11 protein-coding genes are annotated in these 14,470 nt (G+C 47.2%); 9 read left to right on the top strand and 2 right to left on the bottom strand.

Annotated elements, in window-relative coordinates; genetic code table 11:
- From QFZ48_RS03060 to QFZ48_RS03030, 7 genes are read left to right on the top strand one after another with little or no spacing between them, the layout of a single operon-like run.
- Positions 1-1,044: a DUF5007 domain-containing protein gene (locus QFZ48_RS03060; protein ID WP_429045828.1), complete on the top strand. Its 1,044-nt coding sequence runs from the start codon at positions 1-3 to the stop codon at positions 1,042-1,044.
- A gap of 39 nt (positions 1,045-1,083) precedes the next feature.
- On the top strand, positions 1,084-4,326 hold the full coding sequence (locus QFZ48_RS03055) for a SusC/RagA family TonB-linked outer membrane protein (protein ID WP_429061100.1): 3,243 nt from the start codon (positions 1,084-1,086) through the stop codon (positions 4,324-4,326).
- Positions 4,327-4,347: 21 nt separating this feature from the next.
- Entirely contained in the window at positions 4,348-5,817 is a 1,470-nt protein-coding gene (locus QFZ48_RS03050; protein ID WP_429045831.1) for a RagB/SusD family nutrient uptake outer membrane protein, read from the top strand.
- A gap of 18 nt (positions 5,818-5,835) precedes the next feature.
- Positions 5,836-6,534, top strand: a complete 699-nt coding sequence (locus QFZ48_RS03045; RefSeq protein WP_429045832.1) for a fasciclin domain-containing protein — start codon at positions 5,836-5,838, stop codon at positions 6,532-6,534.
- Between the two features lie 18 nt (positions 6,535-6,552).
- Complete coding sequence (locus QFZ48_RS03040) at positions 6,553-8,151, top strand: IPT/TIG domain-containing protein (RefSeq protein WP_429045833.1); 1,599 nt, start codon at positions 6,553-6,555, stop codon at positions 8,149-8,151.
- Positions 8,152-8,179: 28 nt separating this feature from the next.
- Entirely contained in the window at positions 8,180-9,097 is a 918-nt protein-coding gene (locus QFZ48_RS03035) for a hypothetical protein (protein WP_429045835.1), read from the top strand.
- Positions 9,098-9,117: 20 nt separating this feature from the next.
- Complete coding sequence (locus QFZ48_RS03030) at positions 9,118-9,672, top strand: DUF1415 domain-containing protein (protein ID WP_429061098.1); 555 nt, start codon at positions 9,118-9,120, stop codon at positions 9,670-9,672.
- Here QFZ48_RS03030 and QFZ48_RS03025 read toward each other — a convergent pair.
- Positions 9,667-10,683 carry a LacI family DNA-binding transcriptional regulator gene (locus tag QFZ48_RS03025; protein ID WP_429061096.1) on the bottom strand — a complete coding sequence of 339 codons (1,017 nt, stop codon included), beginning with the start codon at positions 10,681-10,683 and terminating at the stop codon, positions 9,667-9,669. The two genes, QFZ48_RS03030 and QFZ48_RS03025, sit on opposite strands and share 6 nt — an antisense overlap.
- Before the next feature lie 130 nt (positions 10,684-10,813).
- Between QFZ48_RS03025 and QFZ48_RS03020 the strand changes: the two genes are divergently transcribed.
- Positions 10,814-11,695, top strand: coding sequence for an inositol oxygenase family protein (locus QFZ48_RS03020; protein ID WP_429045839.1), 882 nt, complete (start codon positions 10,814-10,816; stop codon positions 11,693-11,695).
- 144 nt (positions 11,696-11,839) lie between these two features.
- Complete coding sequence (locus QFZ48_RS03015) at positions 11,840-13,531, top strand: sodium:solute symporter family transporter (RefSeq protein ID WP_429045840.1); 1,692 nt, start codon at positions 11,840-11,842, stop codon at positions 13,529-13,531.
- Positions 13,532-13,554: 23 nt separating this feature from the next.
- Here QFZ48_RS03015 and QFZ48_RS03010 read toward each other — a convergent pair whose 3' ends face one another.
- On the bottom strand, positions 13,555-14,469 hold the full coding sequence (locus tag QFZ48_RS03010) for a helix-turn-helix domain-containing protein (RefSeq protein WP_429045842.1): 915 nt from the start codon (positions 14,467-14,469) through the stop codon (positions 13,555-13,557).
- Between the last annotated feature and the right edge of the window lies 1 nt (position 14,470).

Here is a 14,470-nt window from a genome sequence, read left to right as displayed (position 1 = left end):
ATGAAAAGGCAAGTATATACTTTATTAATAGCCGGCACACTGGCCATTACGGTAACAGGCTGCTACAAGCAGTTGTTGCCGGATGAGAAAGAGCATTTCAGTAATAACGCCAACTTTGACGGCGATACGTACCAGGCCAATTTTGGACGTACCAATGTGTTCTACGGAAAATTTAATGCAGACAATTCAACGCAGCCACTCACTTTTGAAATGCAGAACATTGCACGGCCCGATGGCACGCCTGCGCCGGAATTGCTGGAGCAGGTGAATACCTGGCAGTGGAAAGAGTATTATAGCGGTACGGAAAAAACCGTAGCGGAAATTGAAGCCAAACGTATCCAGGTGAAAAGGCCGGTACTTGACATGCGCTCTACTTCAGGCGATCTTGTTTTCTGGGCCACCGATACCTCCAAAATAAAACAGGGCATTTATACTTTTGATATCCTGGTGAAGAACAAAGGTGGGCAGAAAACTTTCCAGAAAAGAAAGCTGGACCTCCGCCGCCCGCGACCATATGAGCCTTACGAGTTTGATGACATCACCGGCCTGCAAAAGAAAGTGCCTAATACCGATAATCTTCTTTACAATCATCCTACCGTAATAGGCGTGCAAGATATGCAGAACAATGAGATTAACAGCGAGCAGGTAAATGTGTATTTCGTTAAAACAGGTACTGCTAAGAATACACTGACATTTAAATTTTATGATCAGGATTCCTTACCAATTAAAATGTCGAAGTTTAATGTTACCAAATGGGACAGCCTGAGATATTACAGCAACACCGTTGGTACGACTGTGAATTTTGGCTTTAACCGCAAGTTTTCATCAGACAGCGCCACTGTTACCTGGGATGTAACCAGCCCTTACCCGGTACTGGCGGACGTGGGGATTAATGAAAAAGCCAGCGTCATGTTCATCTATGAGCGCATTTCCTATGGTGTGCGCCGGCAGGCAGGTATCGGCTACGGCTTTGCCGTATTTGAACCAGGCAGCTGGGACGTGATCTTCAAGTTTAAAGTAAATCCCAAGTTTACCAACGATTAAACCGGTAACTGTATTCTGAATCATTAAAATATTAGTGCCATGAAAAAACGGTACATACATACGTTGGTTGTTCTTCTCCTGTTACTTACAGGAGCAGGCAACAGGGTATATGCCCAACAGGCTGTTACCATTAAGGGTAGGGTGACGGATGCCGGTTCCAAAGAGGGAATCCCGGGCGTAACCATCATTGATGTAAAAAATAATAAAGGTCTTGGTGTTACAGACCCCACCGGTCGTTTTACCATTTCAGTGGAACCCGATAAAACCATCCAGTTCCGGTACATCGGCTATCGCCTGGAAACGGTTAAAACGGGAAGTGTAACGACGCTTAACGTTACCCTGAGCCCGGAGAATAAGTCGCTGAAAGAAACGGTGATCATAGGTTACCAGAAGCGTACCAAGGAAACATCTTCCGGGTCGGCAGGCGTGATCGACGGAAAGGCGCTGCAGGATGTGCCGGTATCCAATATCCAGGAACTCCTGCAGGGAAAGATTGCGGGCCTCAATATCCAGAACAATTCCGGCGCGCCGGGTTTTCGTGGTACCATGTCCGTTAGAGGGGTTTCCCAGCTGGATGTAAGTGGCAGCGGTGATAATGCCTATCTTACCAGTAACAACCCATTGCTGGTAATTGATAACGTTCCGGTAGATTTCGACGGCGGTATTTCCCAGTCGATGTTGCAACCAGGCGCCGCAACAGGTCCGCTCGCCTTAATTCCGCCGGAAGACGTAGAGTCCATCGTGGTAATGAAAGATGCGCAGGCTACTGCTTTGTATGGTTCGCGTGGCGCCAACGGCGTAATTGTGGTAACCACCAAACGTGGTAATTCACCTACACCGATCATCGACATCAACAGCAGTTTGTTTGTGAACCTGCCGCCGAATTTGCGCCCTACTATTGGTGGTAATGCCGAGCGCCGGTATCGTATCAACTCCATCATGAAAAATGCGAGGGATTTGCAGGACGCACGCAGCATACTGAGCGATCCCAATTCCCAGTTCCTGACAGACAGCCTGAATGCTTTCTATAATAATTCAACCGACTGGCAGGGGTTATTTTACCAAACCACTTTAAATACCAATAATAACGTACAGATCAGCGGAGGTAACCTGAAAATGAACTACAAGGCCAACTTTGCTTACCAGATGAACCAGGGCGTATTGAAAAATACCGGTTTTAATAAGTATAGCCTGAACATGCAACTGAATATGCAACCAAGCAAGAAGCTGCGTATCGGTGCACAGTTGTTCAGTGCGCTGGGTCAAAAGCAACGTGGTAATGGCGGCGGATTGACTAACAATGGTGCAGGAAATTCCTTTACCTCTTCCCTGATGCCCGGCCCTTCTACCTTTGTTGGTAACCCCCAGCTGAGTGGATATGAAAATAATATAGATGATAACAACACCCTCAATATCCGTGGTTTCGTGGATGTGGACTATGAAATTATCAACGGGCTGCGTATCAACTCTACTACTTCTTATGACTACTACACCGATACCAGGGACCGGTTTAATCAATCGTTTTCCAATAACAACCAAACCGGTTTATATGGTTTCGTAGGCCGGCACGATGAGCTTAATACCAGGAATGGCGTGAACTACAGCTACAGCAGCAGACCTGCCGACCTGGAAAAAAGCCATAACATATATGCCAGCGTATTCAGCGAAGTGAACATCAAATCAGATGACCAGCATGTGAAAGATATACGCAATGGTCCGAACGATTACTACTGGGGACCCCGTGGTTATTCTCCGCGGTTCTATCCCGGTAACCCCTGGAATAATGCCAACGAAATAAATGTAAACGGTACGCCGGTATCTTATGTATATCATGCTGCATCGTGGGCAGGGTTCTTCTCCTATAACTACCGTACGAAGTATGTATTGGACCTGGCCTACCGGTTGGATGGAAACTCGTCTGCAGGTATCAATAACCCCTATACGAAAAATCCATCTGTGGGTGTACGCTGGAACTTTAATAAAGAAAACCTGATGCGGCGCTGGAACTGGCTGGATTATGGATCGGTGCGTGTAACCTATGGCGTTAACAGCCGCCCTACCGCTACTATCCTCAATTCACTGGGTGCATATGAAAGTGTGAAAAACTACAACAACGCGGTTTCCATCAATCCTAACTACGGCGTGCTCGCCAACCCTTACATGGAACCGGAGAAGTCTTCCCAATTTAACTTCGGGGTAGACCTGGGCCTGTTTAAAGGTCGTGTAGAAGTTATCTACGATACTTATTACAAGAACAATTACAACCTGGTGCGCGATATCCCGTTGCCTAATTCCACGGGGTACGGTAAAATGCAGGTCAACGGCGGCGCTATTGTGAACTACGGCCATGAGCTGTCCATCACCACGCGGCCTATTATGAACCGCGATCCCAAAGGTTTCCAGTGGATCTTCTCCATAAACGGTGCGTACAACAAAGGCGTGCTCACGGAATTGCCCGGAGGTTCGCAGCTCTTTGTAGCAGTGGATCAGAACACTTACCAGAGCATTGCATTGAAAGTAGGAAGAAATCCGCAGAGCAATTATATGTACCAGACAGACGGTGTATACAGCAATACTTCAGATGTACCGGTAGATCCCATCAGGGGCGTACGTTACAAAGCGTTTAAAGGTCCCGGTACCCAGTACTTCCAGGCAGGAGATCCTATCTGGAGGGATCTGAACGGCGACTACGCATTGGATGGTGCCGACTACATGATCATGGGTAACCCGGAACCAATGTTCACCGGTGGTTTGAACAATACGTTGAGCTACCGGAACCTGTCGCTCAATATCAACTGTACTTTCCTGGCAGACCGCAGCATCCTGAATAACGCTATCGCTGCGAGGATCTACCGCCTGCAGTATCCCAACCTGTTGAGTAAGAACGACGGTACCGCCGCCGGTCCTATCAACCTGTATGATATCAATCAGATTGACTACTGGAAAAATCCGGGCGACAAAGCATCGCATCCTGCCATCGTAGGCTCTTTTGATCACGATGCACAGGTAGCGCCCAACAGGCTGGATCAGAGCTTGTATATGGAAGATGGTTCCTACTTCAAAATCAACCAGATCACACTGGCTTACCAGTTCCGTGACTTTGATTTTATGAAGCGGCTGAAGCTGCGGGTATTGCGTGCTTATCTCACTGCATACAACGTAGGCATCTTCTCAAAGTATACCGGGCCTAATCCTGAAACCGTTACCTCACTCGGAAGGGACGATATCAACGGGTATCCAAATGCCACCAGTTTGACATTTGGTATTGGCGCTCAATTTTAATGACACTTAAATTATTTTCAGATGAAACATTGGTTTAAAATAGGAATGCTTTTCTGCCTTTTGCTGGGTGTGGGCTCCTGTAAGAAATTTCTGGAAGTAAAGCCACTGGATACCCTTTCCGGAAAGGATTTCTGGAAAACAAGAGGCGATGCACAGAAGGCGGTTAGTGGTATATATTCAAAGCTGCTGCAAAAATTTACCAACGGCGTTATATATAATGTAGGCGATTTCAGGGCCGGCAACTGGAACTGGTTTGATAAGAACGGTTTCCGCAACCTCGCTGCCAACCGCCTGCTGCAGGCCGGTGGCGACGGCATAGAAGATATCCCGGACTGGGGATTGTTTTACCAGGCGATTGCTACCGCCAATCTTTGTATCGACAGGATACCAGGTATTGAAGATCCGGCTTTCAGCTCAAGGGAGAAAAAAGCCCTGGTGGCAGAAGCCCGCTTTGTACGCGCGTTCATCTACTTCTATATGTCACGGCTATACGGAGATGTGCCCCTGCAAACAGACCCGTATGATATTACGCTGAGGCCGCGCGAGAAAATGCTGACGGTATTGGACTTCTGTCTGAAAGACCTCGAAGGATGTAAAGACGATATGGTAATTTCCTACGACGATCCTACCAACAGGGCGGTACGCGGCACCAAAGGCGCTGCGCTGGCACTGATGGCGCATATCAATATGTGGAGCGCCGGTTTTGACCCCGCCAATCAGCAGAAATACTGGACACAAACCGCCGATCTGATCAAAGAGCTGATGGCGCTGAACGAATACAAACTGTTGCCTTACACCAAAGAAACATTCCAGACCATTTTCAAAGGCCGCTCAGAAGAAGGCATCTTTGAACTGTCGCTGGATGCTAACTATGGTGGCGCTTTCCATTTCCTTATCTGCCAGTGGACCCTGCACGATCCCATTATCAGGGATGGACTGAACGGGAACAGTGAAATCACTCCCATGGTAAGGCACCTCGACAGGGTTTATCCCCGCGGTGAATCCGACAAACGGATAGACCTGTGGTTCGATGATCCGTATGCTTCCAAAGGAGAAAAGAAACCAATGTTCCTGAAATTTTCTGCGATCACCAATCCAATTACCAGGGATTATGACGCCAACTTTATCCTGTTCCGCTATGCAGATGTAATCCTGCTGAGGGCGGAAGCATTGGCCAACCTGGGAAACAGAAATGCCGAAGCGATAGAGATGCTGAACCTGGTACGCGACAGGGCAGGCGCAAAGCTGTATGCCGGCGGCGGTGGAGAACCGCTGAAAACGGCTATTTTCTATGAAAGGGAAAAGGAACTGATGGGAGAAGGACATCTGTGGTATGACCTCATCCGCACCGGAAGGATCGGCGACAGAATACTGACGGAGAATCCCCTCACACCGGATCTCATGGAAAAAGGCGCATGGACCTGGCCGATATCATCATCGGCAGTAAACAACAATCCGCTGGTCACCAGAAATCAATACTGGATACAATAACTGTAAAAAATATTCACTATGCGAAAGCTATTGCCCATAGCCGGCATCCTGTTAATAACAGGCCTGTTGTTATCTTCCTGTAAAAAAGATTATTATATCGACAGCGGTGTTGCGGATCCGCATTATAAAGGAACTATTTATGAGTACCTGGTTCAAAACCCGGACCTCTTTGACACCGTGGCATATGTGGTGGAAAAAGCCGGATTGAAAGAAATGTTGCAGAACGATTCTGTTACTTTCTTTACACCAACAGACCAAAGCATCGTGGATGCTATTGATGACCTGAACGAGTACCGTTACCGGATGGTAGAAGACAGCGTGAAACTAGCTGATATTCCTGCTAAAGTATGGAAGAAATTCCTGGGCATGTACATGCTCAAAGGGAAGTATACGGCCAATAAGTTTGCACGTATTGATCCGGTGAATGTATACGCTTACCCGGGCATTAACTACGTTATGAACAGCGGCTATATTCTCAACATCGGGTTAATTTACCAGAACTATAATGGCGTAGAAGCGGTAGGCGCGCGTGTGCTGTTGCTCACAGATATTACCTATGATCCGGTGACTTTTGCCAATAACCAGAAAGTGCAGGTGATGACCTCAGACATTCAGCCAACAAACGGCGTACTGCATGTGCTGAATTTCCGGCACAACTTCGGTTTCCGGCCGGGAGAATTTGTCAGGATAGCAGAACAGGAACTGCAGAATCAATAACTCATTAATGCATTCAGTATGAAAAAATATACGTATTTAATAGTGCTTCTGGCAGTGTTAGGCGCCTGTACAAAAGATAAGATCAGCTCCAAGGGGGATGATCCTTATAAAGAACAGGTGCAGCCGGCGATCTATATCAATAAAGACGGTATCACTCCCACCAGCGCACACATAGGAGAGGAGGTGCTGATCAGCGGGAAAGGATTCCTGAAGAACAAAGATAAACTGGCCATTCTTTTTAATGGCATAAGTACGCCCATCCTGGCGCTTACAGATACGACCGTGCGCGTAAAGGTGCCTGCACAGGCAGCTACCGGTAATGTGGCTGCACAGGTGGACCAGGAGTACTTCTTCGGACCCTTCTTCCGGGTAATAGGTGTTTTTCAGATGGATACCCTTTTCCCCAGTAAAGTAGCCGCTAATGGCGGTATCTCGGATATTATACCTGTGGAAGACGGGAAGTATCTAATCGTCGGTGATTTCACAGACTTCGATAACTCCGGTAAGGAAGGAAAGCTTAACCGCGTGGCGAGGATTAATCATGATGGTAAAGTAGACGGCTCTTTTGGCCCGGACAAGAAAAATGGTACCAATACCTTTGTGGCTACAGCCGCTGCACTTCCAGGCGCCGACCGTAAATACCTGGTGGCAGGGGCTTTTAATAACTATGAAGGGGTGAACTTCGTCAACAGTATTGCCCTGCTGAACAACAACGGCTCGCTGGCAGCAGATAAGATTTTCAGTCCTACCGGGAAGGAAATCACTGTGTCTTCCCTGAAAGGCGGTATTTCCGGACAGGTGGCCAATATGCATGTGCAGGCGGATGGTAAGATCCTGCTCACCGGCTTCTTCCGGTTTTATGTACAACCTAACTACAACCTCGTGGGTGCTGCCGGTCAGGATTCCGTACATCTCGATTCCGTACAGATCAATGGATTGGTTCGCTTAATGCCCGACGGAAGCCTGGATAGTACCTACAACTACGACCTGGCAAAGCACATGGGTAAAGAGGGGCCCAATGGTTATATCAACCGCTCTATCCTCCTACCCGATGGAAAAATGCTGATTGCAGGTACTTTCACCAAATACAACGGACAATCCGTGAACCGCATTGCCAGGTTAAACCCCGATGGTTCTATTGATCCCTCCTTTTCAGCAGGCGCCGGTCCCGATCAGAATATCCTGAACATGACCCGTCAACCAGATGGAAAGCTGATCATTGTAGGCCGCTTCAATACTTTCGGCGGACTAAAACTGGCTAATGTAGCCCGTATCAATGAAAACGGGGTGATAGATCCCACGTTTAACGTGGGTGTGGGGTCCAATGGTTACCTGTTCAATGCGCATGTAATGCCCGGAGGAGAAGTAATTGTGAGCGGTATCTTCACAGAGTTCAGCGGATTGGTGCGCAATAATATGATTGTGCTCACCGACAAAGGCGCGGTTCATCCTACGTATAACACTATTGGCGGCGTAACACTCGACCAGAACGCCAACAGTGGCGGTATTACACAGATCCTGCCGCAGGTGGGAGAGAAGTCGCTGCTGGTAGTAGGCACCTTTACAAAGTTTGATTACCGTGATGCCAACAGGTTTGTACGGATTACTTACCCGTGATCACCTGAAAGCAGCGTACCTTTGAGGCATGTATGTTTTACCGGAGATAATAAAAAGTATTTCGTCACAACATGATCATCATAAAGAACTGAATCTTTTTTATGGCGGGAAAAGCGCCGCACTGGCGTGGACGCCTTATACCAGGTTCCTGCTGGCCACCTATCCGCGTGAAATTTTACAATTGAACGCGGATGGGTTGACAGCAGGGCTGGTTAATTACCTCACCACCCAGGCCCAGCTTACTTTTTGTGCCGCCAACCAGTATATGAATGTTTCCGGCGTTGCCGGAGAGTCCTTAAAGGCCGTATATGTTACTTTAATGGAAGATATTGTTACCCGCCTTAAAAGAAAACAAACCAATTTCGATGACCTGGAACAGTTGCATGGACAACGCTTAACAAAATGGTTACTACACACCAACCCATTTGTAAAAGAATTGAACAGTGAGCAGGAACCTCATGTTAAACAGGTAGTGTGTGCAGAATATACACCCGCCACGCAACTGTCTGTGCTGCGGTTAAACCCCGCTGCTATCAAAGGTCCCGTACTGGATATCGGTTGCGGGCAACATGCTTACCTGGTAAGATACCTGCGTAAACAGGGCATCAAAGCATATGGAATAGACCGCTTTATTGAACAACCGGAAAGTTATCTCGGATCTGCCGATTGGCTGGAATACCGCCTGGAGCCCAACAGCTGGGGCACCATCATCTCCAATCTTTCTTTCTCCAATCATTTTCTGCATCACCATCAGCGCAGCAATAGTGCTTATATGAGCTATGCAAAAAAGTACATGGAAATACTGGCATCGCTGCAAACCGGTGGTAGTTACCATTATGCGCCCGCCTTACCTATGATCGAATCTTATTTACCTATGGAACAGTATGTGATCAGTCATGATAAAGTAGGCGATCACTTCAGTAGCACAGTGATCACCAGAAGATAGTTATCCGTACCTTCACCGCTATGGTATACAATCCGGAACAGGCAGCAGCGGTCATTACACAAACTCAGAACTGGGTCAGGGAACTTGTGATCGGTTGTAACTTCTGCCCTTTTGCCAACAGGGAAGTGAAGAAGAACAGCATCCGGTACCAGGTGAGCGGCGCCGTATCGCTGCAGGCGGCCAGTGATGAGCTGTTGCAGGAGTGTTTGTTGCTGGACAGTGAACCGGCGGTATCTACTACGTTGTTAATTTTCCCTGCCGGCTTTCCCGTGTTTCGTGACTATCTCGACCTGGTATCGGTGGTGGAGAAAATGATCTATAAAAAGAAGTACACCGGTATCTACCAGCTGGCGAGTTTTCATCCGCTGTACCAGTTTGCCGGCACGGATCTGCAGGATGCGGCCAATTATACCAACAGGTCCATCTATCCCATGCTGCATTTGTTACGGGAAGCGGAAATAGAGAAGGCATTGCAGCAATATCCCCACCCGGAAAACATCCCCGAACGCAATATCAGCTTTGCCCGTGAAAAAGGCACTGCGTATATGAAAATGCTGCGGGATAGTTGTTTATAGCCCTGACTTGGTAGAGTTTCTTATAATCAGTGAAGAAGGAATCACCTGTTGCTGCTCCTGCAATGGGAAGCTGCTGCTTTTGAGCGCTTTGAACAGTACAGTGGCGGCGGCGTGTCCCATGTCAAAGGCGGGTTGCGAAACAGTGGTAAGCGATGGCTGCAGGAAGCGTGCAGTGCTCAGGTTGGAGAAGCCGATCACCTGTACATCGCCGGGAATAGTGAGAGATAGCTCCTCACAGGCCTGGTATACTGCTGTGGCGGGTTTTTCCGTGGTGGCAATCAGGCCATCGTAATGATTTTGCTGTAATGCTGTTTGCAGCAGTTGCTGGGTAGCGGCAGGATCATTGGAGCAATAGAGAATACTGTTGTCAGTAAGCGGAAGCTGATGATCGGCCAGTGCCTGCCGGAAACCATCTGCCCGCCTGTTGCTGATAGAAAGCTGCCGTGAAGCTGATAAAAGGCCCATATTACGGCATCCTCCGGCGATCAGGTGCGCGGTGGCGTTATAAGCGGCATTGGCGTCATCGGTGGTGATCCTGGCGGCTGTTACTTCTTCACAAACCCTGTCGAAAAATACGACGGGTATTTCTTTCACCAGCTGCGCCAATCCATGCGCTTTCGACGATGTTTCGGTTGTAACAGAAATAAGTACCCCATCTACCCGTCCGCTCTGGAAATCTTTCAAAATAGCCTCTTCTTTCCCAAAACTTTCATGCGTAAGATAAATGAGTACGTGGTAGCCTTTCTCCTGTGCCACAGATTCGATACCATTGATGGCTTCTGCAAAAAAGCTGTCGGCAACCTCGGGAATTACTACCGCAATGGTATGGCTCGACTTTTTCCGTAAACTGCTGGCATATGGATTGGGCACATAATTCAGCTCTGCGGCGAGCGCCAGCACCCGCTGCTTTGTTTCTTCACTTATTTCATGACTGTTACTCAGCGCTTTTGAAATGGTGGCAGTAGATAACTGCAATCTTTCCGCAAGCATCCTGATGGTGACGTTTTCCATATAATGGCCGGTGTTACTTAATCGGTTAAGTAAATAAAGTTATTCTATTATGCGGAAGATTTTTAAAAAGATCGCATATTTAGAGCAGGATATTTTTCTGCATTTCCACGAACTTTTAAAATCTGATATTATGGATAACGTTAACGGGCAGCCAAATCCTGCACCACTTACTTCACTGGATCAATGGGAAGATGATTTACTTGAGCGATATCCAGATCCCGCCAATATCAACAAAGAAAAAAGCACTGCTGAATTCCGGAATTACGAAGCGCCTCCACGCGATACGGTGCGGGAGTTTTACCGGTTAAATCATACTTACCAGTCTTATGCATTTGTAAAAGAAAAAGAAAAGGAATTTCTTTCTTTCAATAAAAGGGAAATGTCGGTATGGGATGCCTTCGATTTTCTTAACCAACTGGTAGATGATTCCGATCCGGATACAGACCTGGATCAGTTCCAGCACCTGCTGCAAACATCGGAAGCCATCCGTGCTGATGGTCACCCGGACTGGATGGTGCTCACCGGCTTGTTTCACGACATGGGCAAAGTATTGTGCCTGTTCGGCGAACCGCAATGGGCAGTGGTAGGGGATACTTTCCCTGTTGGCTGCGCCTTCTCTGATAAAATCGTTTTCCCGGAGTTCTTCAAAAATAATCCGGATATCAATAACCCGGATTATAACACCAAGTATGGTGTATATGAACCTAACTGCGGTTTGGAAAATGTACACCTGAGCTGGGGACACGACGAATATATTTACCAGATCATGAAAAATCATTTGCCGGAACCGGCCCTGTACATGCTGCGTTATCACTCCTTTTATCCGCAGCACAGGGAACATGCTTATGGTCACCTGATGAATGCACATGATGTGGAAATGTTTAAATGGGTGGATCTGTTTAATCCGTACGACCTGTACTCCAAGAGTCCAACTCCGCCAGATTGGAAAGTATTAAGACCATATTACGAAGATCTGGTAGCCAAGTACTTACCATCCACCTTAAAGTTTTGAACAGTGATATTATGGATTACCGGTGCAGATGCAACTTTCTGATGTGTCGCCGGTAATCCTTTTTTTTGCATGCCGGAAAGTGTTAAATTATATCCAGGTATTTCTACCCACGTTAAAAAAAACTGCTGATCAACCGCTCCACTTATGAGTAATCAACTTGTCTTCAAAGACTACCTGGTATTTGCGTTGTATTTTGTGATTGTTGCTACCTACGGATATTGGATTTATAAAAGAAAGAAGAAAGGAGCTGTTAGCGCTTCCAAGAATTTTTTCCTTGCAGAAGGATCTCTTACCTGGTGGGCCATTGGGGCTTCTATTATCGCTTCCAATATTTCAGCGGAACAGTTTATCGGGATGAGCGGAGATGGCTTTTTTGTGGGCATCGCAGTATCCGTGTATGAATGGGTGGGCGCAGCTGCGCTGATCATTGTGGCGGTATTCCTGATGCCGGTGTATATCAAAAATAAGATCTACACCATGCCACAGTTTCTGAAAACGCGCTACAATGAAACGGTAGCGTTGATAATGTCTGTATTCTGGTTGTTTTTATATGTATTTGTTAACCTCACTTCTATTTTGTATCTGGGCGCTCTCGCTATCAACGGACTACTAGGGGGCGCCTATTTTCATGAAGTGATGGTGGCTTTGGCTATCTTCTCCGTGGTGATCACCCTGGGTGGTATGAAAGTAATTGGCTACACGGATGTAATACAGGTCGGGGTGCTGATTATCGGCGGACTGGCCACTACCTGGATGGCATTAACCGTGGTGAGTGAAAAATTCGGCATGGGAAAAGATGTGCTGGCCGGCTTTAATATCCTGGTACAGGAGGCGCCCGATCATTTCCATATGATGCTGAAGAAGCCCGCTGTTGGCGCGCCACAGGATTACGTGAACAAATACCTGATCCTGCCGGGCTTTGGTATGTACATTGCCGGACAGTGGATCAGTAACCTTAACTACTGGGGTTGTAACCAGTACATCACCCAACGGGCGCTGGGTGCAGATCTGCAAACAGCCCGCACCGGTATTTTATTTGCCGGCCTGCTTAAAATACTGATGCCGGTAATTGTGATGCTGCCGGGTATTGTAGCGTATGTGTTGTACCAGCACGGGCACCTGCCTCAGCTGGAAGGAGGACAAAAAGATGGCGCCTATGCCGCCATTTTAACCCTGCTGCCGGCCGGGTTGAAAGGTCTCGCTATTGCCGCGCTTACCGCTGCTATCGTAGCTTCGCTGGCGGGTAAATCCAACAGTATTTCCACCATTTTTACTTTAGATGTTTACAAGAAATATATCAATACGAAAGCAGATGAAAAACAGCTGGTATGGACCGGCCGGCTCACTATTGTAGCTGCTATCGTGATAGGCGTATTATTCACCTGGAACGATGTGCTGGATATCGGCGGCGCCGGCGGTTATACTTTTGTACAAAAGTATTCCAGCTTTATCAGCCCCGGTGTATTTGCTACTTTTATCCTCGGCATGTTCTGGAAAAGAACCAGCGGCGCGGCTGCCATAGCGGGTATCATCACCGGTTTTGCAGCCTCCCTGTTCTTCAACCAGGTAGCTGTAAAGATTTTTGGTCCTGAAACGGTATTATATTCCGCTTTCCACAATGCAAAGGGCGAATACGAAATACCTTTCTTTATCAGCCTGGGATGGTCTTTCCTTACCACGGTGCTGGTAATGGTGGCTATCAGCCTGGCGGGACCAAAGGTAAGTGCCAAAGCTTTTGAACTGGATTATGAGATGTTTAAGCTGAAGCCTTCTTCCGTGATTTTAATTGTAACGATATTATTGTTGCTGTCGGTTATTTATGTGAGGTTCTGGTAATATTTGCTGTTTGCTTGTTATTTTCAGTTAAACGACTGCCTGTACTCCAACGGCGTCACTTTCATTTTATTTTTAAACAGCTTGCTGAACGACTGCGGGTGTTCAAAGCCCAGCTCGTATGCAATTTCACTGACGGATAAACCGGTGGTAGATAGTTTCTCTTTGGCCTTCTCCATTAATTTGTCCTGGATGTGTTGTTGAGTGCTTTGCCCTGTCAGTATTTTAAGCAATGCACTTAGATAGCCAGGCGATATATTAAGTGCGCCGGCAATGTATTGAACGGTGGGCAAGCCTTTTGATGCCAGGGAATCGCTGTTAAACCACTCGGTGAGGATACTTTCCATACGATCGAGGATAGTGTGGTTGGTTATTTTCCTGGTTATAAACTGGCGATGATAGAATCTTTCAGCATAGGTTAGCAATAGCTCGAGTTGCGCTATCATTACATCCTGGCTGAATTTGTCAATGCTGTTATGATATTCCTGTTCCATATTCTGCACAATGCCTGTAATCGTTACTTCTTCTTTTTCTGACATGTGCAGGGCCTCATTCACTGAATAGTCGAAGTATTCATATTGCTTTATCTTTTTCGCCAGCGGCGTATTCCAGAGAAAATCGGGATGGATGAGTATAATCCATCCCGAATGTTGAAAATCTTTCTGCGTTTCAATGGAATACACTTGTCCGGGAGCAACAAAGAAAAGTATTCCCCCGTCGAAGTCGTATTCCTGCTGGCCGTATTTCATCCTCGTATTCACGGCCCTTTTCAGCGCAATAGAATAGAAATCCTGTACCTGGCTTTTGGGCTCGTCGTCCGGTATGCGTTTAATCGTTTCAAAATTGATCACGCTGATTAGCGGATGCTGGGGCCTGGGCAAATTCCTGAGCTGGTGAAATTCGCTGATCGTTTTTATCTTACGAGGTTGCATGTTCGCCATT

Source organism: Chitinophaga sp. W2I13 (assembly GCF_050434005.1).
In the GTDB taxonomy this organism is placed as follows: Bacteria; Bacteroidota; Bacteroidia; order Chitinophagales; family Chitinophagaceae; genus Chitinophaga.
This window is presented reverse-complemented; position numbering and strand designations above follow the sequence as displayed.

Bases quoted from the DNA above. Each gene is read 5' to 3' on its own strand.
- QFZ48_RS03010 (WP_429045842.1), bottom strand. From the start codon at position 14,469: ATGGCGAACATGCAACCTCGTAAGATAAAAACGATCAGCGAATTTCAC.
- QFZ48_RS03025 (WP_429061096.1), bottom strand. From the start codon at position 10,683: ATGGAAAACGTCACCATCAGGATGCTTGCGGAAAGATTGCAGTTATCT.
- QFZ48_RS03030 (WP_429061098.1), top strand. From the start codon at position 9,118: ATGGTATACAATCCGGAACAGGCAGCAGCGGTCATTACACAAACTCAG.
- QFZ48_RS03035 (WP_429045835.1), top strand. From the start codon at position 8,180: ATGTATGTTTTACCGGAGATAATAAAAAGTATTTCGTCACAACATGAT.
- QFZ48_RS03055 (WP_429061100.1), top strand. From the start codon at position 1,084: ATGAAAAAACGGTACATACATACGTTGGTTGTTCTTCTCCTGTTACTT.
- QFZ48_RS03060 (WP_429045828.1), top strand. From the start codon at position 1: ATGAAAAGGCAAGTATATACTTTATTAATAGCCGGCACACTGGCCATT.
- QFZ48_RS03015 (WP_429045840.1), top strand. From the start codon at position 11,840: ATGAGTAATCAACTTGTCTTCAAAGACTACCTGGTATTTGCGTTGTAT.
- QFZ48_RS03020 (WP_429045839.1), top strand. From the start codon at position 10,814: ATGGATAACGTTAACGGGCAGCCAAATCCTGCACCACTTACTTCACTG.
- QFZ48_RS03040 (WP_429045833.1), top strand. From the start codon at position 6,553: ATGAAAAAATATACGTATTTAATAGTGCTTCTGGCAGTGTTAGGCGCC.
- QFZ48_RS03050 (WP_429045831.1), top strand. From the start codon at position 4,348: ATGAAACATTGGTTTAAAATAGGAATGCTTTTCTGCCTTTTGCTGGGT.
- QFZ48_RS03045 (WP_429045832.1), top strand. From the start codon at position 5,836: ATGCGAAAGCTATTGCCCATAGCCGGCATCCTGTTAATAACAGGCCTG.